Below are 18,879 nucleotides of genomic sequence, written 5' to 3'. Positions count from 1 at the left end.
CATCAACACGATTGTTTAACAGATCTTTTAATTAAAATATACGCTCATCCGTGAAACGTGACTGAATTTTTTCTGTAAGAACATTCACCTTAGGGTGCAAAAAAACTATAATAAAAAAGTGACTGACGATGATGTCAGCCACGTAATCATAAAATTGATTATTTGTTTCCGCCTACATGTTTCCATCCGTTTTGCATTCTAGTGGATTGATTAACAAATTCCGCTTTTCTTTTTCTACTAAACAGTTTATTACCAATTCCATTAGCTAAAACACCATTTGTCGCTGTAATACCGATAACAAGCAGGGCAACAAGGAGAAAATCTACAAAATAAGCAACCATCGTGGACCTCCATTTCACGGATTTTCTAAAAATTAATTGAAGAATGAAAATAATCTTCTGCTTCTATTGTATATAATTCTTTATTCAATTAAAAGAAAAAAGGAGGCTTTTTTCAGATTCTATCAATTCTTTATTCATTCAAAATATAAGTAAATAGGATGGAAATATTGAAAATAACCTGCTTGTTTTCAGTTCTGCTTCTTTAATTGAGAATAAAAAGGTATTCTTATATATATATTAATGATTGTATAGACAGGGGAGTATAAGTGAAGTGAGCAATGACTTGATTCTTAACTAGAATGAAAAAAACTTGGAGGTGTCGATTATTTTACAGAAGATGCTCTTGTTCGACAATAAGCAACATTTTCTGCTAAAGTGCGCTATTTCTATTCGTTTTGGTAATGAAAAGTTTCATTTTTTATGAAAAAATGAAACTTTTTTCTTTCTCAAACGTTTTACTATAATAGATTTTAATTAAGAGATAAAATATGCAATTATTTCGTTAATTTAAAATCTTTTTTTCGAAAAAAGGATACCAAAACGATATTTAATGGTGTATAATAAACAATATAAATTACTTTATTAAAGTTATTTTAATCTAAGAATAGTGAATAAAAATTTTTCGTAAAATAGATCTTATGTCTAATGATAAGGGAGTGGTTTGAAATGGTAACGTTATATACTTCACCAAGTTGTACTTCTTGTAGAAAAGCTAAATCATGGTTAGAAGAACACGATATTCCTTATACGGAAAGAAACATTTTTTCAGAGCCATTATCCATTGAGGAGATTAAAGAAATCCTTCGTATGACAGAAGACGGTACGGATGAAATTATTTCTACTCGTTCAAAATCTTTTCAAAAGCTAGATGTAAATCTTGAAACAATGCCTTTACATGAACTGTTTCAATTGATAAAAGATAATCCTGGATTACTACGTAGACCGATTATTATTGACGAAAAAAGATTACAAGTAGGATATAACGAAGATGAAATTAGAAGGTTTCTCCCACGTAGAGTTCGTACCTTCCAATTGCTTGAAGCACAACGACTTGTTAATTAAAAAGCTGGCTCAGTAAAATGAGCCGGTTTTTTTGTAAATAAAGATATAAAACACGAGGTATTTTAGCATCATAATAAAAATTTAACTTCATTCAGCAGAAGTCCTCCACTTCTGTAAGTGGGGATGAATGCAAAAAGCTCTCTGATTCAGTGGGGGTTCAAACCCCGACTGAATGAAGTTAAGCCTCCGGCGGATGCCTCGGATTTTTTAAAGGTCATTGATCGAGAGAGCTCGACGACGGACAGGACGTCCTAGTCAGGCGAAAGCCACAGGATGTGGCTTTCTGAAGCGTGATAAAAATCCGGGCGCAAATTCGGCGGGGCGAATTTGATTTAATACATAGAAGGGGTCGAATAAAGTGCAAGTAAAGGTCTTTGCAAATCTCCGAGCTATATGCGGGGGAGTGACAGTAGAAGTTCATCCAGATGGAGACCGGGTTATTGATGTGTTAGAGAAAATGATTGTGATGTTTCCCGACTTAGAAGAAGAAATTTTTACAGGTGAAAGAAAGTTGAAGCAATTTGTAGCGGTGTATTTGAATGGAAGGAATATCATTCATGCTGATGACTTGCAAACAAAAGTATTAGAAACAGATCAGTTTGCTCTTTTTCCTCCTGTGGCAGGTGGTTAAGATGGAGATAAAGGAGCTTGAATTTCGTGGAATACATCTTGAACATCTTAAGATGTATTTTCAGGAGTTAGGTGGAGAACTGGTAACCGATTCATTCCCGTTTATATATGAGGGCGATGGCTGGAGTACTTATATCCTACGTGAAGAGGAAATTGCATTTACAAATGTATTTAAAGTAAATGCGGTTTTTATTCGATTTGCGGCTAAGAATGAGGAAATTCTAGAAAAGATTATGAAAAGTTATCGAATGAAGACATTTAGAGCAGGAGGGTGAAGTGAAACTTCCATTCATGATTCTGTAAAATATAAACGAGAAGTTACGAGGTTCAGCTGCACTAATATAGACGTTTTCATAAGTGTTATTAATAAATTTCTCATTTTTATGTAGGATCACAGTGTGTCATAATAAATAAGAGACTAGTCCCTTTAAAGGGACTAGCCTCTTATTTATCGAAAAGAGATTTGATTTACTTGAGTTAGCCAATGATTTCAAGCTCACGAAGCTTTTCTTCTGGAACAATTCCATCTTTCCAGCCACGAACATCATAGTATTCTTGAAGCATAATATCCATGCGACTCACAAGTCCAGCACTGTTTCCTGAAGCTGCTTCTCCAGTAAAGCGTTTAGGCAAGAAGTCATCTTCAGCCTTATCAAAGCCTGCAAGGTTATTATAATAACGTTCTAGATTGTAAATACGTTCTCCTGCTTTCAGTACATCATCTGCTGTCATTGGAATACCTGTCATTGAGCTATACTGCTCAGCATAATGATCAGCATTTTCAGAGAAAGATGAGAATTTACAAATATCCATGGAGTCACCGAAGGAATGTAAATCTTGGAATATTGCTAATAATTGACCTTTACCTTCTGCTTGAAGACGATCGGTCGGTTCTGGAATTCCAGCGATTTCACTAGCAATTGTATAACCACGTAAATGACATGCACCACGGTTACTTGTTGCATAGCCAAGACCAATTCCTTGAATACCACGTGGGTCATAGGCAGGGATTGACTGTCCTTTCACAGACATCGAAAGTTCAGGAGCTCCCCACAATGCAGTTGCACGGGTAGGACCTTCTGCAAGTGCGTCTCCTAGGCCTTCACGGAAGACAATTTTCTTTGTTAGCTCAATCATAGCATCCGCATCGCCCCAATCGAGTTTTTCGTTGATTAGACCTTTTTCGTAGGCTTCCATTGTTACAGAGAACGCATGTCCAAGTTCAATGGTATCCATTCCATATTCGTTACACATATCAATTAAGTAAGAAATGGCTTCAGCATCGCTTACTAAACAGTTTGAACCGAGTGCAAAAGCAGATTCAAATTCAACGCTTTCCACTCTTGTTTTGTATTTTCCTTCTTTAACTTCTACTTCGATTTTGCAACCAACTGGACATGCATGGCATGTGTTATTAGAAACAAGAAGATTTTCGTTCACAAACTCGCCACTGATTTTATCTGCTTGATCCCATTGTGAAATTTGAGAGTTTTTCGTTGGCAAAGACCCTACTTCATTGATTAGGTTCATCAATACGTTTGTACCATAAACAGATAAACCACCTTTGTTTGGTGCTGTCAATCCACCTTCAAGAATGGCTTTTACTGCTTTTTTATTTGCTTGCTTATAATCATCTGCATTTTTTGGTTGTGGCATATTTCCTTTTTGGGCAGCTTTTATAACAATGGCTTTTAAATTTTTATAGCCCGCAACAGCACCTGTACCACCACGGCCTGCAGCGCGGTCATTTTCATTCATGAATCCTGCATAGCGGACTACATTTTCTCCAGCTTGACCAATTGTCATAACGCTCAAGTCTTTTTCACCATATTTTTCTTGCATCGCTTTAACGGTTGCTCTTGTACTTGTTCCCCAAACAGCTGAAGCATCACGAAGTTCAGCTTGGCCATCTTCAATATAAAGGTAAACAGGGCGGTCACTTTTTCCTTTGAAAATAAGGTTGTCGACTCCTGCCCATTTTAAGCGAGCTGCTGTCCAACCACCCATATGGGAATCTGTTACGGTTCCTGTTAAAGGTGACTTTGTCACGACACAAAGACGTCCACTCATGGACGTGCGTGAACCAGTGACAGGACCTGTCATAATACATAAAATATTTTCTTCTGATAGTGGCTCCACCTGTGGTCCATTATCGAGTACATACTTTACTCCAAGACCACGTCCTCCGATGTACTTTTTAGCATCCTCTTCATTTATGCTTCTGTAATCGACTGTACCGGTTGTTAAATCCACAAAAACTTCCTTGTTCATAAAGCCGCCAAGGTTCATTGTTTTCGCCACCCCTTTTTCATTTTTCTAAATTAACTAGCTACTATAGCTTTTATTATATTAAACTTATTCTTATTCCTAGATCCTATTTTACATGCTTTTACTAGAATTTTAAATAATTATAATTATAATTTATACTATTTAAAGAAAAGAGGGATATTAATGAAAGAAAATGGGCAACGTTATTCTCGGCAAGTTCTTTTTCCGCCGATTGGGATAGAGGGTCAAAAGAAATTATTAAATAGTCGTGCTGTTATTGTCGGAATGGGTGCACTTGGTACTGTGATTGCAGGTCATCTTATTCGTTCAGGAGTAGGGTTTGTGCGGATGATTGATCGCGATCTTGTGGAATTATCAAATTTACAACGTCAAACCCTTTTTGACGAAGAAGATGCAGCAAATCACCTTCCTAAAGTAATAGCAGCTAAGAAAAAACTAGAAAAGATTAATTCTACTATTACGATTGAAGCCATTATTGCTGATTTGAATCTAGATAATGCAGAAGATTTATTAGTGGATTTTGATGTTATTGTCGATGGAACAGATAATTTTTTAACTCGTTATTTAATGAATGATGTAGCCGTCAAATATGGGATTCCGTGGGTTCATGGAGCGGCCGTGAGTTCAAGAGGAATGTTTTCAGTGATTGTCCCAGGGAAGACACCGTGTTATCGATGTCTTTTTCCAAATGTACCTGTGGGGCTTGGCGAAACATGTGATACAGTAGGTGTTTTATCACCCCTAACCGATATTATCGGCTCGTTTCAATCGATGGAGGCTTTGAAACTATTAGTTGGGGCTGAAACAAATCCGAACCTGGAGCAAATTGATATTTGGTATAATTCGAACTTGCAGATGGATGTTACGGATGGACGTGATCAGGAATGTCCGACATGTGTACATCATCAATTTGATTTTTTAGACCGATCTTCCCATCATCAAGTTGTTTTTTCTACTTTATGTGGAAGGAATACAGTTCAAATTAATCCGCGGAATGGCTATGAGCTTAATATGAGTGAAACAGCCCAGCGGTTAAAGAAAAATGGTAAAGTGATTGGGAACCCTTATTTGCTGCGGTTTTTCCCTGATAATGAAATTACGATGGTACTCTTTAAGGATGGAAGGGTTCTTGTGCATGGTACAAATGATACGGTAAAAGCTAAGTCGTATTATGCCAAGTACATTGGGACATAACATATAAGTTACCGCTGGTCGACCCCCTTTTGCTAGCTACGAGGCTTAGTGGCTTGAGTATAAGCTAATTATTTTTGAAGGTAAAGGAACCTTCTGGCAGTGCTTGTCTTATACTAGTTGCAGTTGGTCGAAGCCCCTTCGCTTTTCAAAACCAATGGTTTTTGTTACAATATAGGTTAAGATATATAGGCACATAATGGTTTTTAAAAACTTATGGTTTTTTAATTCCCTTTGTTGTCTTTTTATCATAAAATATCCGTACAAGGTTTAAAATAAGATAGATCTTGTCTATATTCATTATAAAAAAGGGAAGCCATGGTTTTCTGTCTGTATGGGGGTATTTTGTCCCTTCAACCAAAGCAGGAAGGGAGAGTTGCTATATGGAAATTGAGCGTATTAATGATCATACCGTTAAGTTCTACATCTCTTATGTGGATATTGAAGAGAGAGGCTTTGACCGTGAAGAAATCTGGTATAATCGTGATCGTAGTGAAGAACTTTTCTGGGAAATGATGGATGAGGTGCACCGCGAAGAGGAATTTACGGTGGAAGGTCCTCTTTGGATTCAAGTTCAGGCTCTTGATAAAGGGTTAGAAATTTTAGTGACAAAAGCTCAGCTTTCAAAAGATGGTCATAAACTAGAGCTCCCAATATCTGAAGACAAGCTCAGAGATTTACCTGTTGATACAGGAATTGAAGATCTGCTTGATCATCACTTTAATCCAATAGAAGATGAAGATGATTCCGATTACGAAGATCGTATGGATTTTATGATACAGTTTCAAGATTTTGAAGATCTTATTTCTCTTTCAAAACGAAATAATTTAGACGAATTAAAAACAAAGCTTTTCTTCTTTGAAGGAAATTACTACTTATATACTGAATTTGATGAGGATGAATATGAAGACAATCATATCGATAATGTACTAAGTATTTTACTTGAGTATGGCATTGAAACAAGTATGACGATTCATAGACTTGAAGAGTATGGGAAACGAATCATCGATTCAAATGTTTTTTCCGAAATAAGAACGTATTTTATGTAATCATACCGATTTCCATTGTGGAATCGGTTTTTTTAAACAGAAAAATAGAAGCAGCTTATATAGATGTCCAGTTCCATGCACCATCGGCGACAAGCATAAGCGGGCGCTTTGCGCTTTTCTTATTGGAGGTCGGAATGAAAAATACAGTTAAAGTCCTTCTTTTCCTCATCATAATAGCCACTTTTCTTTATTTTGTTAATACGTACGTGAATATTACAAGTGGCTTACTCGGTTTTGTAAGTCTTTTAATTACACTGACTGTCATTGTAATTGGTTTTGTCATATTTCTTGAAAATCGACATCCTACTCAAACATTAACGTGGCTTGTGGTCCTAGGCGGTTTTCCATTAGTTGGTTTTATTTTTTATCTTTTGTTTGGTCGTAATTACCGAAAGGAAAAAATGTTTCGAAAAAAGTATTTCCTTGATAAACAGGCATTCCTAAAGCATGAGGGACAGGATCCGGTGAGTGAAGAGAAACTAAATCAAGCAGGTACACATCAAAAAAAGTTGTTCTATTTGGCACAAAGGTTAGGAAACAGTCCAATTTCTTTTGGAACACATACAAAAGTCTTAACGAATGGTGAGGAAACGTATCATCATATACTAGAGGAATTGATGAAAGCTGTTCACCATATTCACCTTGAATATTATATTGTTAGAGATGATGAAATTGGTGAAAAACTCAAATCTGTCCTGATTCAAAAGGCTCGTGAAGGAGTAAAAGTGCGTTTTTTATATGATGCTGTTGGTTCGTGGAAACTCTCTAAAAAATATATTCTTGATTTAAAAAATGAAGGAATTGAAATGGTTCTGTTCGGTCCAGTAAGAATTCCAGTTTTGAATAGTAAATTTAATTTTCGTAATCACCGGAAAATTATTGTCATCGATGGAAGTATTGGTTTTGTCGGGGGATTGAATATTGGAGACGAATATTTAGGCCGTAATGAGAATTTTGGTTTTTGGCGTGACACTCATTTAATGTTAAGGGGTGAAGCTGTTCGATCCCTGCAATTAATTTTTTTACAGGATTGGTATTACATGACCAATTATAGTTTATTAACGTCAGAGTACCTATCCCCGATGCTTGAAGAAAATAAACATGGTGGAGTTCAGTTGATTGCTGGTGGACCTGATAACGAGTGGAGTGCCATCAAAAATATCTTTTTCGCGATGATCACGTCTGCAAAAGATTCTGTTTGGATAGCTTCACCGTATTTTATACCGGATGAAGATGTTTTTACTGCTTTGAAAGTTTCTGCTTTAAGTGGGATCGATGTTCGCTTGCTCGTACCGAAGAAGCCTGATAAACGAATTGTGTTTCATGCTTCACGTTCTTATTTCCCTGATTTATTAGGGGCAGGTGTAAAAATATACGAATATGAAAAAGGATTTATGCATAGTAAAATCGTTATTGTTGATCACGAACTGGCTTCTATTGGTACATCAAATATGGATATGAGAAGTTTTCATTTGAATTTTGAAGTGAATGCCTTTTTGTATCGAACGCAGAGTACAGAAAAGCTAGTAATTGAATATTTGAATGATCTACAAGATTCAAGGGAAATAGATGTTACTATTTTTCGAAAAAGACATCTTGGCTATCGTTTGCTTGAATCTACATCCCGACTCCTATCTCCATTATTATAAGAAAAGTGAAAGTCGCCTCCCTATCGGCTTATAACCTCGAGCCAATAGCGTTTGGAGGTAGATCACTATTTTAGTTCGGAAAAGTTATAAATCTTTATACTAGAAAGAATCCATTCAATTTGATGGATTTTTTCTTTTTTAGAAGGGATATGATTATTTTTAACGAATGTAAACAGGGAAAGGAGGAGTGTGTATATGTTAACAGCGATGCGAAGAGATGGGACACCTTTTCATTTATTACCAAGACTTTCAAAAGAAGTTTTACGGTGCGAAAGAAAAGAGGGAGAATTTTATTGTCCGGAGTGCAAAGAACAAGTGTTGATGAAAGTGGGAACACACCGAATCGAGCATTTTGCTCATCAAAAAGGCTCACGATGTGTGGAAAGTTATGAGCGAGAATCGGATTATCATTTAAACGGGAAATTACAATTATTTCACTGGCTTGAGGCACAAAGTTTTCATCCAGAGATTGAACCCTTTTATGATTCCATTCGGCAACGCCCGGATATAGGAGTTTCCATCTGTAATCAGAATATTGTATTTGAATTTCAATGCTCCGTAATTCCCCCAGAGCTTATGATGAAAAGAACAAAACAGTATGTACTAAAAAATTATAAACCAATTTGGATCATGGGAGGAAAGAATATCAAACGGAAAGGAGAAAAGAAAATTTCGCTTTCAAACTTTGATTATTTATTTCTTACAAAAAACCCCTCAGGTTCATGGAATCTTCCTGCTTATTGTGCCACTTCAAAAAAATTTATCCTTTTAAAGAACATAACTCCCATCACTTCAAAAAATGCCCTTGCCCATATTTCCGTCATTCCGATTCAACAATATCTTTTTCGTGAACTTCTTGATCCTTCAGTTATTGCGTCGTTTACTAAGGATGATTGGAAAAAAGAAATTCGAACACAAAAAATAAACTTCCATTTACAGGGGCCTCGACAAAATGGCTTTTTAAAGGAACTGTATCAATGCTCTTTGAATAGTTCTCTCTTACCTCCTATCATTGGTTTACCCGTTCAAAATGCACCTGTTATTGAAACCGCACCTCTAATTTGGCAGTCCTATTTGTTTATCGATCATTTTAATAAAAGAAAGGAAGGCGAGGTTATTACATTTGGTGAAGTTTATCGAAGTTTTATGAATCGGGTCAACAAAAAACAAATTAAATTGCGTCAACTTCCTTTAGCCCCTAATAGCAATCCGACGAGTCCCCTCTCTGAATATCTTCATTTATTAGTTCAATTAGATGTACTAGAAGGGTTGAATCGAAATACATTTCGGATTAGAGAAAAAGTAGTAGTTCCCGAACATTTTGTGTACCAACAGCAAATTGAAGATGATTTTTATCAAAATTATGGGGAATGTCTTTTTAAATGAACATAAATGAAATCCATATTACCAGCATACACTAGAAATGGTTAATTTTTTTTAATGGAAGGATATTGGGGTAAACTAAGAGAAGATATTATTTAGTGAAACGAATGAATGGGGGATTATGATGGCAAATCAAGTAGGAGTAAGTAAACTTCCGGCAAGAAACGAAATTGCAGTAGAAGATACATGGAGACTAGAGGATATTTTTGCAAGTGATGATGCCTGGGAAAAGGAATTTCAAGAAGTGAAATCACTGATTCCAACTGCTAAAGAGTTTCAAGGAAAGTTAGGAGAGAGTGCAGACACCCTTTATAATGCTTTGCAATATCAGGATCAGCTATTAGAACGACTTGGTAAGCTGTATACCTATTCCCATATGCGTTATGATCAGGATACGACGAATTCTTTTTATCAAGGTCTAGATGACCGTATGAAAAATTTATATGCACAGGCAGCTAGTAGTCTGGCCTTTGTTGTTCCAGAACTATTGTCTATTGAGGAAGCAAGATTAAATGGTTTTTTAGCTGAGAAAGAAGAATTGAAGCTTTACGAACATTCACTTGAAGAAATTAATCTACAAAGACCACATATTTTATCTGCTGAGCAGGAGGCATTATTGGCTGAAGCCTCTGAAGTGTTAGGTGCTGCAGGAAATACATTTAGCATGTTAAACAATGCGGATCTTGAGTTCCCTTCCATAAAGGATGAAAATGGCGAAGAAGTGGAAGTGACACACGGTCGTTTTAGTCGCTTTCTTGAAAGTGCGGATCGAAGAGTGCGTCGTGATGCCTTTAAAGCAGTTTATGAAACATATGGGAAATTCCGTAATACGTTTTCAACTACATTAAGTGGTAATGTTAAGAAAGACAATTTCTATGCAAGAGTAAGAAATTATTCGTCTGCCCGTCATGCGGCACTTTCTGATAATAATATCCCGGAGAGTGTGTACGAAAATCTTGTGACGACCATTAATGATCATTTGCCTTTATTACATCGTTATATAAAACTTCGTAAAAAAGTGTTAGGTCTTGATGAGTTACATATGTATGATTTATACACACCACTTGTAAAAGATGTAAAAATGGAAATTAGTTATGAAGAAGCAAAGGACATCATTCTAAATGGATTAGCACCACTAGGTGAAGAGTATATTGGCGTTTTGAAGGAAGGTTTTGAAAATCGTTGGGTTGATGTTCATGAGAATAAAGGAAAAAGAAGTGGTGCTTATTCGTCTGGTGCCTATGGTACGAATCCTTATGTTTTAATGAACTGGCAAAATAATGTGAACAATTTATTTACACTTGCTCATGAATTTGGTCATTCGGTACACAGTTATTATACGAGAAAAACGCAGCCTTATCCTTATGGAAATTACTCCATTTTTGTTGCTGAAGTAGCCTCCACTTGTAATGAAGCGTTGTTGAATGACTATTTATTAAAAACGATTGATGATGAGCAAAAACGTATTTATTTATTGAATCATTATTTGGAAGGGTTTCGAGGAACTGTTTTCCGACAGACGATGTTTGCTGAGTTTGAGCATCTCATTCATCAAAAAGCACAAAATAATGAGGCGTTAACAGCTGAAAGCTTAACAAAGGATTATTATGAGTTGAATAAAAAATACTATGGAACAGAAGACATTGTCATTGATGAGGAAATTGGCTTAGAATGGTCCCGTATTCCTCATTTTTATTACAATTATTATGTATATCAGTATTCAACAGGGTATAGTGCTGCGACAGCTTTAAGTAAGGGGATATTAACGGAAGGAGCACCAGCCGTTGAGCGTTATATTGATTTCTTAAAAGCGGGTAGTTCGGATTATCCAATTGAAGTATTGAAAAAAGCTGGTGTTGATATGACAAGCAATAAACCAATTGAAGAGGCTTGCAAAGTATTTGAAGAGAAATTAACAGAGTTAGAGCAGTTATTATAGACATAAAAAGGAGCTGATCATAGTGATCAGCTCCTTCTAAAAGGAAAATGTAGTAAATTCATAGTCCTTTAAATCGTTTTCGATTATTAAGGGTAATAACAAGTAAAAGAAAGGAAATAAATAAAACAGGTGAGGTAAGATAAAATGGAAGAAGCTTCATTAAACCTAATAATTGCAAAAAAAAGGAAGATATAATGAATAGAACTAAGAAAACCATATAAATTTTTTTCATAATCCCTTTTCCCCCTTTGTGAATATATTTGAAAATTTTGCTATTTAAATAACAGTATGATTTATTTTTATTCACTGTGTTGTTAAAATAGGACTTATTTTTGACAATTGTGTGAAAGTAAACACAAACGACTTGTCACGACAAATTTCGCGTGATATATTAATGGTGTGAAGTTGATCACAAGCAAACATATACCCCTTTGTTTGACCGTGAAAAATTTCTCCCATCCCCTTTGTTCGTATTTAATTGAAAAAGACCTTGCGAGAGCAAGGTCTTTTTTCGTTGTCTGACAACCCCAAAAAAGAAGATATAGCAGAGAGTCATTATTTTTGAGAGGTATATCTCCAAAATGTTCCGTATTTTGCAGGAACTTTTTCGACAAGTTGTTTTAATTGTAGCTTCTTTAATTCGCGATCCACTTCTGGAATCGATTTATTATAGACAACCGCAATTTCTTGTGAAGCAACTAAATGAAAATGCTTTAGGAATGTTTCTAGTGGTGGAGGGTTTGAACGTACGGGCTCCTCTTGTAACATTTCCATAATGATTTGAACATACACTTCATATGAATAATGTCCAGTAATCTTAATTCCTTCATCTTCAATATTTTCATTAAAGAAAACAAGAGTAGGAATTTCTGATACATCCATTTCAGATGTGATTTTTAAATCACATTGAAATGCTTTTGCTGCACTATTTGAATGAATATCGGAAATAAACTCATTAACGTCTAAACCGGAATTTTCTGCGCAGTTTTGTAACACCTCGAGAGTGGAGATGTTCTGCTTTTCAAGAAACAACATTTCCTGTAACTTACGAAGAAAACGAATTCCTGCTTTTCTACCTTGAAGCTCGGCTGCTTTAATGGCAACAGATGCTAGGTAAGGAGCGGATATTGGATTTTCAAGCCAAAGACTTCCATCACATGACATTCCAAACCGACTTCCTGTTTTATCCCAAAGTTCTGCAATATTTTCATATTTTTGTTTCCTACCCAAATTTAGCGAAGCCAAACGCCCACTCACGACATGTTTAACTGTAAAGTACTTGCCATATTCAATTTGCAGCTTTTTCATGAGAGGTTCAAGAGCCCAGCATTCAGGGCAGAGTGGGTCAATGAACATGTATATTTCAATCGGCTTTTTTTCATTGCAGTAACAGGGGGAGGAAGCAGACTTGAATTCTAATGCTTCTTGGTTTGCCACATTCTCTCACCTTTCATGTCTTGGTTTTCATCCGTGTTAATCATATGCTGAGCGGTCTGAATGAGTCTTGAAAAGAAAAAATCTCGAATAGATCCTGTTAGACCGACCTCATCCATTGCTTCTTCCATACAATGTAGCCATGCCTTTGCTCTTGTGTGCGTAATTTCGAATGGCATGTGCCGAGCACGAAGCATCGGATGTCCATGCTCAGAAGTATATAGAGGTGGTCCACCTAAGAATTGAGTCAGAAATTGTTTTTGTTTTCGAACGGTCTCTGTTAAATCGTCAGGAAAAATGGGTACGAGATCAGGATGATTTGCGACACGACGATAAAAAGCATCAATCAGACGGTGCAACATTTCCTCACCAATTGTGTCGAATGGTGTAGGCGCGTTCTCGACCATAAATAAAAACCCCTTTATCTTGTAGTATGATCAATTTTGTCATAAACAAAAGGTTCATCCATTAATTGGATATTATATAAGACAAAATAAATACTCTTCTATTTTACCCTGCTAAATTTTATATCTCAAACAAATAGCTTAAAGGATATTAAAATAAATAAAAAAACCCGCTACTGCTGACGGGTTTTGAGGTACTGATTTAAGCTAAGTAATGGTTCTTTACTTTTTGAACATAGTTTTGTGTTTCCTTAAATGGAGGGATTCCTTGATATTTATCTACATTTCCAGGTCCCGCATTGTAAGCTGCGAGTGCAAGATCGGTATCTCCGTTATATTTATTTAGCATCTGGCTTAAATACCTACTACCACCCATAATATTTTGATAAGGGTCAAAAACATTTTCGATACCAAGAGATTTTGCCGTTTTTGGCATTAATTGCATAAGGCCACCTGCTCCAGCGGAACTGACAGCATTTGGATTAAAGTTAGACTCTTGTTGGATGACGGACTGAATCAGTTTAGCTGGAACATTGTAACGTTCAGCAGCCTCGACAATCATTTCTTCATAGTTTTCTCCAGAACTTGATAACTTTGTTAATTGGATTGGTAATACACTCATTGTATTTATAGCTGCTTTAGAGGAGTCACTTTCCTTACTTAAGGAGAGCCTAGCTTTTGTTGATAGGACACTGCTAAGTAAATCCGAAAATAAAGTGCTTTGTTTAGATTCATTGGTATTTTTAACATCAAAATTTTGCAATGCCTGTAGTTCTAGCATTGCTTTTAACTGAGTAACATTCATTGCCATTTCTCCTCATGATAAAAACTATTGAAGACCTATTATTTTTTTTCGATCATAGAATCGTTTGACTTTATTTTCAGTTTTTCGAATCGGAATATTTAATTCCGCTAGTAGGTGTAGGAAAATAGATTTTCCATTATCTCGATTACTTACCTCATATTCTACCTCATAATCTTTTATGTTTAAATAGGAACTACAATCCAATACAAGTAACCCACCTTGATAGGTAAATTCTGTTCTTTCGGTCACAAGCGAACCAAAATAGAGTAAATCGTCTGTATTTATATTCAAAGCTGAAATCTGACCTTTAATGATTCCATCCTTAATATGACTGCCATTAAGTAATTGCCTAGCATATTCATCATCAAGGTTTTCATTCGTTTCAAGTAAACCATCCTGATGGGGTTCTTTAAGTGTCATCTCAAAATGATCTTTTTTTTCTCGGATTCTAAGAGCACACCTGTGTTGTTTTAAGGCAAAATCCTTTGTATCGAAATAATGATTCTCTTGTTTAAAAAAGTCAGTGGCTGTTAGATGAAAATGGTTTACTATTTTGTTGAACTCATCTTCCGATAACATATTTTTAAATTCAATTTCAATATTTTGCGACATCTAAACACGTTTCCTTTCTCCTATAATTGCATTTTTATTAATTATCTTACTTTAAACAGAAGAAGGCAATTTTTAGTATAATAGGTGTTCATATGGTAGAATGAAAAAGACTATGGGAGGGAGCAAAATCATGAATGAACGACTAATTATAAAGAATGCATTAATTAAAAACGATACGGAGTTACAACTGGAAATAGACAGCAGTCATAAACTAATTGACTTAAGGGCAAGTGGGCAAATTCTAGTTGACTCAGATGGCTTTTCATTTATTTATTTATTGGAGAATGATAATACGTATACATATATTTCGATACCTGAAACCGTTTGGCATGATCTAAAAACCGCTGTTTCAAATAATCTTCCTGTAATTGTAACAAATGGTAGTGATCAAATATTACTTACTGGGTTTCAAGAAGAATTGACTTATTTAGTAGAAAATATTAAAGGAAACAGCAATTATGGTGAAGAAATGGTCAATAAAGTAGAGGCTGTATTTGCATAAGGTGGTGTTTTTGTGGAAGACTGGAAAGAATTTTTATCTCCATACAAACAGGCAGTCGAGGAGTTGAAGGTAAAATTAAAGGGAATGCGTGGTCAGTTTGAGTTACAATCGAATCATTCCCCCATTGAGTTTGTGACAGGTAGGGTAAAGCCGATTGCTAGTATATTGGATAAAGCTAAACACAAAGGGATTCCACTTAATAAGCTTGAATTAGAAATGCAGGATATTGCGGGATTACGAATGATGTGCCAGTTTGTTGACGATATTAATAGAGTAGTTGAGCTGATCCGAAAACGAAATGATTTTGAAATTGTGGAAGAAAGGAATTATATTTCACACAAAAAATCGAGTGGTTATCGTTCTTATCATATGGTCATTCGCTATCCGGTTCAGACCATTGAAGGAGAAAAGAAAATATTAGTTGAAATCCAAATTCGAACGCTAGCCATGAACTTTTGGGCAACAATTGAACATTCCCTTAATTATAAGTATAAAGGACAGTTTCCTGAAGATATTCGAATGAGACTTCAGCGAGCAGCGGAAGCAGCTTTTCGTCTTGATGAAGAAATGTCATTAATTAGAGGGGAAATTCAAGAGGCACAAGCATTTTTTAGTAGTAAGAAGGAAGCCCAGCAAAAGGGGGAAGTAAATAAAAGTTGATAAAAAGGGAGCTTGAACCGATGAAATTCGCAATTACTTCTAAAGGCGATTCCAATTCCAATACCCTCATGCATCGAATTAAAATGTATCTACTTGATTTTAATCTCATATATGACGAAGATCAGCCAGATATTGTGGTATCGGTTGGTGGAGATGGAACGTTGCTTTATGCCTTTCACCGTTACAGTAGCCGGCTAGATAAAACGGCTTTTGTTGGTGTTCATACTGGACATCTTGGTTTCTATGCTGACTGGGTTCCAGAAGAAATTGAGAAGCTTGTCATTGCGATTGCGAAGACACCTTTTCAGATTGTCGAATATCCTTTACTCGAAGTTATTATTAGGTACCTTAATGGTGGACAGGAATCAACCTATTTAGCTTTAAATGAGTCTACCGTCAAAAGCGTTGAAGGAACACTTGTCATGGATGTAGAAATTCGAGGTCAACATTTTGAACGCTTTCGTGGTGATGGATTATGCATGTCAACACCGTCAGGTAGCACGGCTTACAATAAAGCATTAGGGGGAGCGATCATTCACCCTTCCATCTCAGCTGTACAGTTAACGGAGATTGCATCGATCAACAACCGGGTGTTTCGAACAGTTGGAGCCCCCCTTATACTCCCAGGTCATCATACATGTATGTTAAAGCCAGTAAATCAGACTGATTTTTATGTTACGATCGATCATTTAACTTTATTACATAAAGACGTTAAATCCATTCAGTTTAGGGTGCCAGATAAGAAAATGCGTTTTGCTCGTTTTCGTCCATTTCCATTTTGGAAAAGGGTGCATGATTCGTTTATTTCCAATTAAATTGGATGGAACAGGGAATAGGAGTGACTTTTATGTCACGGTTTAATCTACAATGGGTAATAAAACCTGATGATGCAGGAAAAATAGTCAGAGAGTTTTTAAAAGAAAAGAAAATCTCAAGAACCGCTTTAACGGATATTAAGTTTAATGGAGGTAATATTAGCGTCAATGGACAAGAGGTGACTGTTCGTTATTGTTTGGAGACAAGTGATCATTTAACCGTTCAATTTCCAATGGAAGAACCAAGTGCTGGTTTGATTGGCGAGGATATCCCTTTAGAGATTGTGTATGAAGATGATTATATTCTTGTTATTAACAAACCAGCTGGAATGAATACAATTCCTTCGAGGGAGCATCGAACAGGAAGTCTTGCCAACGCATTGATTGGATATTTTCAAAAGATTGGTTTGCAGGTCACGACTCATATTGTGACAAGGCTTGATTGTCATACATCGGGACTCGTATTGGTTGCTAAACATCGTCATACTCATCATCTGTTAAGCGAACAGCAAAAGGTAGGTACGGTTAAAAGAATATATGAAGCATTTGCGGAAGGTGAATTTACTGAGGCAAGTGGTAGCATTGAGAAACCGATTGGACGAAAAGAGGATAGCATTATTGAACGGGAAGTCCGTCAAGATGGTCAGTACGCCTTGACCCATTATCGGGTTATTCAATCATTTTCAAGGTTTACATGGCTAGAACTTCGTTTGGAAACAGGGAGAACACATCAAATTCGTGTCCACCTTTCATCTAGGGGACATCCACTATTGGGGGATGTCTTATATGGAGGTAAGCTTGATAGGATAAAAAGACAAGCTCTTCATTGTCGACAACTTACTTTCCTTCACCCCATTTTGCAACAGACGTTGGAACTTAAAGCGGAGTTACCAAAGGATATGGAACGTTTAAAATCGGAAACTCAGCAATCATAAAATAACCCATTCTCTTTTAAAAATAGGCTGTGTTAAACAATTGTGTGATGCTCCAATGACCTTTGGTGTATGCGGCCATTTATCCCACTTTTAACGGGCAGTAAAGCCCCTGCCTCAAGATTCAGAGTATAACAAAGAAGATAGATGGGAGATCAACTGCCCGTAAAGGTCCGATAAGTGTGACTAACGATCAGTGGGGATGAAGAAAAACCCTCACTGATGGAAGTCTTCTTTATCAACAATAATTATTAACGCAGACTAAAAATAAAAAAAGCCGGCCACGAACCGGCTTTTTTTATTCCAACTCACGAAACTTTTCAGCTGTAAATGGCATGGTTGATGGAACAGACTGGACCTCTAGTTCAGGATAACGGAGGGAAGAAAGTTTACCGCCAAAAACGGCCCCGGTGTCAATGTTATATGTATTGCCTACTTGTCTGACATTTCTCACTGGTGTATGCCCATAAACAATATAGGCATTTCCTTTGTAATCTAAGGCCCAATCTTTTCTTACGGGTGAACCATCTGCATGTTTTTCTCCCGTTATGTCGCCGTAAAGGACAAATGTTTTGACTCGTGAACTTTGTTTTCCAATTAATTCTTCACTAATACCTGCATGAGCAATAATCAGCTTTCCTCCATCAAGTACGTGATACAATGGAGCGTTTTCGTATAAATGAATAAAAGATCTACGTACTTTTTGCTGATCTTTTTTGTTAAGTGCTTCAAACTCAGCAACAGTCGTTTCTAAACCATGCTTGATTTGCACCTTATTTCCTTGAAAATAGCGATAAAGTTTATTGCAATGGTTTCCTGGTACATAATACCCTAAATCTTTTTGAATGAGCATGAACACGATTTCAATGATTTTCAGTGATTGCGGTCCTCGGTCTGTTAAGTCCCCGACAAAAGCAAGTTTTCTCTTTTCTGGGTGAATGGGAATCCCTTGTGCCCAATCATATCCCAATTCAATCGATAGCTCATGAAATTCATGAAAGCAGCCGTGGATATCACCAATGATATCTAATTTCATTATTTAAACCCTCCTTTTTAATTCGAGGAAAACTAGAAAATATAATATTTCCATTTTTCATAGATGTGCATTCTATTGGTGAGAAGTATCTGTTAATAAAAGTAGTAATAGTAGGATTTAAGCCTGTTTTTTCTGAATTAAAATAT

Annotated in this window: 20 protein-coding genes; 12 read left to right on the top strand and 8 right to left on the bottom strand. The window is 36.2% G+C overall.

Annotated elements, in window-relative coordinates; genetic code table 11:
- Positions 1-158: 158 nt before the first annotated feature.
- The gene (locus JMM81_RS04895) at positions 159-341 is read right to left on the bottom strand and encodes a hypothetical protein (RefSeq protein ID WP_256240413.1); all 183 of its coding nucleotides are present in this window, start codon (positions 339-341) and stop codon (positions 159-161) included.
- A 666-nt stretch (positions 342-1,007) separates the two neighbouring features.
- Here JMM81_RS04895 and spxA point away from each other — a divergent pair.
- The 3 genes from spxA to JMM81_RS04880 all read left to right on the top strand — a co-directional run bounded on the left by spxA (position 1,008) and on the right by JMM81_RS04880 (position 2,308).
- Positions 1,008-1,403: a transcriptional regulator SpxA gene (spxA, locus tag JMM81_RS04890; protein ID WP_256240412.1), complete on the top strand. Its 396-nt coding sequence runs from the start codon at positions 1,008-1,010 to the stop codon at positions 1,401-1,403.
- Between the two features lie 358 nt (positions 1,404-1,761).
- The gene (locus JMM81_RS04885; protein ID WP_256240411.1) at positions 1,762-2,034 is read left to right on the top strand and encodes a ubiquitin-like small modifier protein 1; all 273 of its coding nucleotides are present in this window, start codon (positions 1,762-1,764) and stop codon (positions 2,032-2,034) included.
- A gap of 1 nt (position 2,035) precedes the next feature.
- Positions 2,036-2,308, top strand: a complete 273-nt coding sequence (locus JMM81_RS04880; protein ID WP_256240410.1) for a MoaD-like domain-containing protein — start codon at positions 2,036-2,038, stop codon at positions 2,306-2,308.
- Between the two features lie 202 nt (positions 2,309-2,510).
- Here JMM81_RS04880 and JMM81_RS04875 read toward each other — a convergent pair whose 3' ends face one another.
- Entirely contained in the window at positions 2,511-4,322 is a 1,812-nt protein-coding gene (locus JMM81_RS04875; protein WP_256240409.1) for an aldehyde ferredoxin oxidoreductase family protein, read from the bottom strand.
- 162 nt (positions 4,323-4,484) lie between these two features.
- On the opposite strand from JMM81_RS04875, the gene JMM81_RS04870 reads away from it, so the two are divergent.
- From JMM81_RS04870 to pepF, 5 genes are all read left to right on the top strand, one after another.
- Entirely contained in the window at positions 4,485-5,516 is a 1,032-nt protein-coding gene (locus tag JMM81_RS04870; protein WP_256240408.1) for a ThiF family adenylyltransferase, read from the top strand.
- A 380-nt stretch (positions 5,517-5,896) separates the two neighbouring features.
- The gene (mecA, locus tag JMM81_RS04865) at positions 5,897-6,562 is read left to right on the top strand and encodes an adaptor protein MecA (protein ID WP_256240407.1); all 666 of its coding nucleotides are present in this window, start codon (positions 5,897-5,899) and stop codon (positions 6,560-6,562) included.
- Positions 6,563-6,696: 134 nt separating this feature from the next.
- The gene (cls, locus tag JMM81_RS04860; protein WP_256240406.1) at positions 6,697-8,211 is read left to right on the top strand and encodes a cardiolipin synthase; all 1,515 of its coding nucleotides are present in this window, start codon (positions 6,697-6,699) and stop codon (positions 8,209-8,211) included.
- A 195-nt stretch (positions 8,212-8,406) separates the two neighbouring features.
- A complete protein-coding gene (locus JMM81_RS04855) occupies positions 8,407-9,597 on the top strand; it encodes a competence protein CoiA (RefSeq protein WP_256240405.1) in 1,191 nt (396 codons plus the stop codon).
- A 121-nt stretch (positions 9,598-9,718) separates the two neighbouring features.
- On the top strand, positions 9,719-11,533 hold the full coding sequence (pepF, locus tag JMM81_RS04850) for an oligoendopeptidase F (RefSeq protein WP_256240404.1): 1,815 nt from the start codon (positions 9,719-9,721) through the stop codon (positions 11,531-11,533).
- 58 nt (positions 11,534-11,591) lie between these two features.
- Here the strand turns inward: pepF and JMM81_RS04845 are convergent, their stop codons facing one another.
- From JMM81_RS04845 to JMM81_RS04825, 5 genes are all read right to left on the bottom strand, one after another.
- On the bottom strand, positions 11,592-11,765 hold the full coding sequence (locus JMM81_RS04845; protein WP_256240403.1) for a hypothetical protein: 174 nt from the start codon (positions 11,763-11,765) through the stop codon (positions 11,592-11,594).
- Positions 11,766-12,088: 323 nt separating this feature from the next.
- Positions 12,089-12,970, bottom strand: coding sequence for a ClpXP adapter SpxH family protein (locus JMM81_RS04840; RefSeq protein ID WP_256240402.1), 882 nt, complete (start codon positions 12,968-12,970; stop codon positions 12,089-12,091).
- Positions 12,949-13,374, bottom strand: coding sequence for a globin domain-containing protein (locus tag JMM81_RS04835; RefSeq protein WP_256240401.1), 426 nt, complete (start codon positions 13,372-13,374; stop codon positions 12,949-12,951). Before JMM81_RS04835 ends, JMM81_RS04840 begins: the two co-directional genes overlap by 22 nt.
- Positions 13,375-13,573: 199 nt before the next feature.
- The gene (locus JMM81_RS04830) at positions 13,574-14,176 is read right to left on the bottom strand and encodes a lytic transglycosylase domain-containing protein (protein WP_256240400.1); all 603 of its coding nucleotides are present in this window, start codon (positions 14,174-14,176) and stop codon (positions 13,574-13,576) included.
- A 24-nt stretch (positions 14,177-14,200) separates the two neighbouring features.
- Positions 14,201-14,788 carry a CYTH domain-containing protein gene (locus JMM81_RS04825; protein ID WP_256240399.1) on the bottom strand — a complete coding sequence of 196 codons (588 nt, stop codon included), beginning with the start codon at positions 14,786-14,788 and terminating at the stop codon, positions 14,201-14,203.
- Between the two features lie 130 nt (positions 14,789-14,918).
- Here JMM81_RS04825 and JMM81_RS04820 point away from each other — a divergent pair, with 130 nt between their 5' ends.
- From JMM81_RS04820 to JMM81_RS04805, 4 genes are read left to right on the top strand one after another with little or no spacing between them, the layout of a single operon-like run.
- Positions 14,919-15,290, top strand: coding sequence for a UPF0738 family protein (locus tag JMM81_RS04820; protein ID WP_256240398.1), 372 nt, complete (start codon positions 14,919-14,921; stop codon positions 15,288-15,290).
- Positions 15,291-15,302: 12 nt separating this feature from the next.
- The gene (gene yjbM, locus JMM81_RS04815) at positions 15,303-15,950 is read left to right on the top strand and encodes a GTP diphosphokinase (RefSeq protein ID WP_256240397.1); all 648 of its coding nucleotides are present in this window, start codon (positions 15,303-15,305) and stop codon (positions 15,948-15,950) included.
- 20 nt (positions 15,951-15,970) lie between these two features.
- Positions 15,971-16,765 (top strand): NAD kinase, encoded by a 795-nt coding sequence (locus tag JMM81_RS04810; protein ID WP_256240396.1) that lies wholly within the window; start codon positions 15,971-15,973, stop codon positions 16,763-16,765.
- A 32-nt stretch (positions 16,766-16,797) separates the two neighbouring features.
- Positions 16,798-17,700, top strand: a complete 903-nt coding sequence (locus tag JMM81_RS04805; RefSeq protein ID WP_256240394.1) for an RluA family pseudouridine synthase — start codon at positions 16,798-16,800, stop codon at positions 17,698-17,700.
- A gap of 295 nt (positions 17,701-17,995) precedes the next feature.
- On the opposite strand, the gene prpE is transcribed toward JMM81_RS04805, so the two are convergent.
- A complete protein-coding gene (gene prpE / locus JMM81_RS04800) occupies positions 17,996-18,733 on the bottom strand; it encodes a bis(5'-nucleosyl)-tetraphosphatase PrpE (protein ID WP_256240393.1) in 738 nt (245 codons plus the stop codon).
- Between the last annotated feature and the right edge of the window lie 146 nt (positions 18,734-18,879).

It is taken from the genome of Bacillus sp. V3B (assembly GCF_024494465.1).
Taxonomy (GTDB): domain Bacteria; phylum Bacillota; class Bacilli; order Bacillales; family Cytobacillaceae; genus Bacillus_BD.
This window is presented reverse-complemented; position numbering and strand designations above follow the sequence as displayed.

Bases quoted from the DNA above. Each gene is read 5' to 3' on its own strand.
- JMM81_RS04895 (WP_256240413.1), bottom strand. From the start codon at position 341: ATGGTTGCTTATTTTGTAGATTTTCTCCTTGTTGCCCTGCTTGTTATC.
- spxA (WP_256240412.1), top strand. From the start codon at position 1,008: ATGGTAACGTTATATACTTCACCAAGTTGTACTTCTTGTAGAAAAGCT.
- JMM81_RS04880 (WP_256240410.1), top strand. From the start codon at position 2,036: ATGGAGATAAAGGAGCTTGAATTTCGTGGAATACATCTTGAACATCTT.
- JMM81_RS04875 (WP_256240409.1), bottom strand. From the start codon at position 4,322: ATGAACCTTGGCGGCTTTATGAACAAGGAAGTTTTTGTGGATTTAACA.
- JMM81_RS04870 (WP_256240408.1), top strand. From the start codon at position 4,485: ATGAAAGAAAATGGGCAACGTTATTCTCGGCAAGTTCTTTTTCCGCCG.
- mecA (WP_256240407.1), top strand. From the start codon at position 5,897: ATGGAAATTGAGCGTATTAATGATCATACCGTTAAGTTCTACATCTCT.
- cls (WP_256240406.1), top strand. From the start codon at position 6,697: ATGAAAAATACAGTTAAAGTCCTTCTTTTCCTCATCATAATAGCCACT.
- JMM81_RS04855 (WP_256240405.1), top strand. From the start codon at position 8,407: ATGTTAACAGCGATGCGAAGAGATGGGACACCTTTTCATTTATTACCA.
- pepF (WP_256240404.1), top strand. From the start codon at position 9,719: ATGGCAAATCAAGTAGGAGTAAGTAAACTTCCGGCAAGAAACGAAATT.
- JMM81_RS04845 (WP_256240403.1), bottom strand. From the start codon at position 11,765: ATGAAAAAAATTTATATGGTTTTCTTAGTTCTATTCATTATATCTTCC.
- JMM81_RS04835 (WP_256240401.1), bottom strand. From the start codon at position 13,374: ATGGTCGAGAACGCGCCTACACCATTCGACACAATTGGTGAGGAAATG.
- JMM81_RS04830 (WP_256240400.1), bottom strand. From the start codon at position 14,176: ATGAATGTTACTCAGTTAAAAGCAATGCTAGAACTACAGGCATTGCAA.
- JMM81_RS04825 (WP_256240399.1), bottom strand. From the start codon at position 14,788: ATGTCGCAAAATATTGAAATTGAATTTAAAAATATGTTATCGGAAGAT.
- JMM81_RS04820 (WP_256240398.1), top strand. From the start codon at position 14,919: ATGAATGAACGACTAATTATAAAGAATGCATTAATTAAAAACGATACG.
- JMM81_RS04810 (WP_256240396.1), top strand. From the start codon at position 15,971: ATGAAATTCGCAATTACTTCTAAAGGCGATTCCAATTCCAATACCCTC.
- JMM81_RS04805 (WP_256240394.1), top strand. From the start codon at position 16,798: ATGTCACGGTTTAATCTACAATGGGTAATAAAACCTGATGATGCAGGA.
- prpE (WP_256240393.1), bottom strand. From the start codon at position 18,733: ATGAAATTAGATATCATTGGTGATATCCACGGCTGCTTTCATGAATTT.